At 72.2% G+C, this 1,872-nt stretch carries 2 protein-coding genes; one reads left to right on the top strand and one right to left on the bottom strand.

What is annotated here, in order from left to right:
- Positions 1-1,213, top strand: a 1,213-nt coding sequence (locus PO768_RS28680) for a mechanosensitive ion channel family protein (RefSeq protein WP_272648775.1), incomplete at its 5' end; no start/stop codon positions are given.
- Between the two features lie 17 nt (positions 1,214-1,230).
- Here the strand turns inward: PO768_RS28680 and PO768_RS28675 are convergent.
- On the bottom strand, positions 1,231-1,872 hold a 642-nt coding region (locus PO768_RS28675; protein WP_272648774.1), incomplete at its 5' end, for an SGNH/GDSL hydrolase family protein.

The following is a 1,872-nucleotide window of genomic DNA, read 5'->3' as shown; positions in this document are numbered from 1 at the left end:
GATCGCGCTGGCGGCGCTGCTGTGGCTGCTGCGCGCGGAGCGCCGGCGCGCCGCAGCCGGCGCGGCTCGGCTGCCGAGCGCCGTGCCAAGGCTGGGCTGGCTGGCGGTGGCGCTGCTGACGACAGGGGCGGCGGCCCATGTGTTCGGCAATGTCACGCTGGCCGAGACGCTGATCACTGGCGTGTTCGACACCGCCTATCTCGGCCTGCTGCTGCACACCGGCGTGGCCATCGTGCTGGCTGTGCTGCAGCTGCTGAGCGGCCGGGCGGCCGGCCTGCTGGGCCTGGCGGCGCGCGCGCTGCGCCTCGGCACCCTGCTCGGCTGGCTGCTCTACGCGGCGGACGCCTTCCGTCTGCTGCGGCCCTCACAGGCCCTGCTGGGGGGCGTGCTGGGCTACCACTACGAGATCGGCGAGATCTCGGTGAGTCTGGGGGATGTGCTGGTGTTCGCGGTGTCGGTTTTGATCGCCTACTGGACCGCCGGCAGCGTGCGCACCCTGCTGCGCGGCCGCCTGCGCGACAAGAGTTCGCTGCCACGCGGCGCCGGCAACAGCATCGCCTCGCTGAGCTATTACGCGGTGCTGCTGCTGGGCTTTGTGCTGGCGCTGTCGGCCGCCGGCTTCCAGGTCAGCCAGCTGGCGCTGGTCTTCGGCGCGCTGGGCGTGGGCATAGGCTTCGGACTGCAGAACATCGTCAGCAACTTCGTCTCCGGCCTGGTGCTGATGTTCGAGCGGCCGATCCAGCCGGGCGATGTGATCGAGATCGGCGGCACCTCGGGCCGGGTGCGCGAGATCGGCCTGCGGGCCACCGTCTTGCGCACCTTCGACGGCGCCGATGTGGTCGTACCCAACGGCACGCTGCTGGCCGGCAATCTGACGAACTGGACGCTGTTCGACCGCAGCCGGCGCATCGAGGTGAAGGTCGGCGTGGTCTATGGTTCGGACGTCGCGCGCGGGCTCGCGCTGCTCGATGAGGTCGGGCGGGCCACACCTGGCGTCGCCGTGGACCCGCCGCCCTCGGCCCTGTTCACCGGCTATGGCGACAGCTCGCTGGACTTCGCGCTGCGCGTCTGGACCCTGGACTTCGACCGCTGGGTGGCCATTCGCGGCGAGCTGCTGGGCCGGGTGCTGGTGGCGCTCAACGAGGCCGGCATTCGCATCCCCTACAACCAGCTCGATGTGAACCTGCGCAGCGTCAGCGAGCCGCCCCGCTGAGCGGTCCGGCCTGCCGCTCAGCGGGGCTTTTTCCACTCCCTCACCAGCCGCTCCGCCAGCGCCTCGGCCCAGGCCGCATAGCCGGCCGGGTTGGGGTGGAAGCCGTCGCGCGCCATCAGGCGCACGGCGGCCTTGCCATGCAGATGCGCCGGCAGGGCCTGCACGCCGCGCCGGGGCTGGGTCAGCAGGTGGCGACCCAGCGCGCGGTTCATGCGCAGGGCCTGGGCTCCCATCAGCCAGCGCAGCGGCTGCGGCAGCAGCGGAAAGCTGTGCATCGGCGGCACCGCGCTGTGCAGCGTGAAACGCGGCGCGGCGGCGCGCTCCTGCAGCAGGTCATCGATCTGGTCGAGCTGCTGCAGCCAGCGCCGGGGCGAGAGCTGGCCGACCACATCATTGACGCCCAGCGCCGTCACCACCACATCGGCCGGGAAGATCTCGCTGACGCGCAGATGCTCGAGCGCATTGGCCGTCGTGTGGCCGCTGCGGGCCAGCACCTGCCAGCGCACCATGCCGCCCAGGCGCCGCGCCAGGGCCCGGCTCAGATGGCCGGCCAGCGCCTCATCCTGGCTCGGCGCGCCAACACCGGCGGCGGACGAATCGCCGACGATCAGCAGGCGCAGCACCAGCGGGCCCTCGCCGGTCACGCCAGCCCGCTGGCC

The sequence above is a fragment of the Paucibacter sp. XJ19-41 genome (assembly GCF_028462495.1).
Lineage (GTDB): Bacteria > Pseudomonadota > Gammaproteobacteria > Burkholderiales > Burkholderiaceae_C > Roseateles_E.
The sequence above is the reverse complement of the archived record's forward strand: the minus strand, read 5'-3'. Positions and strand labels throughout refer to the sequence as shown.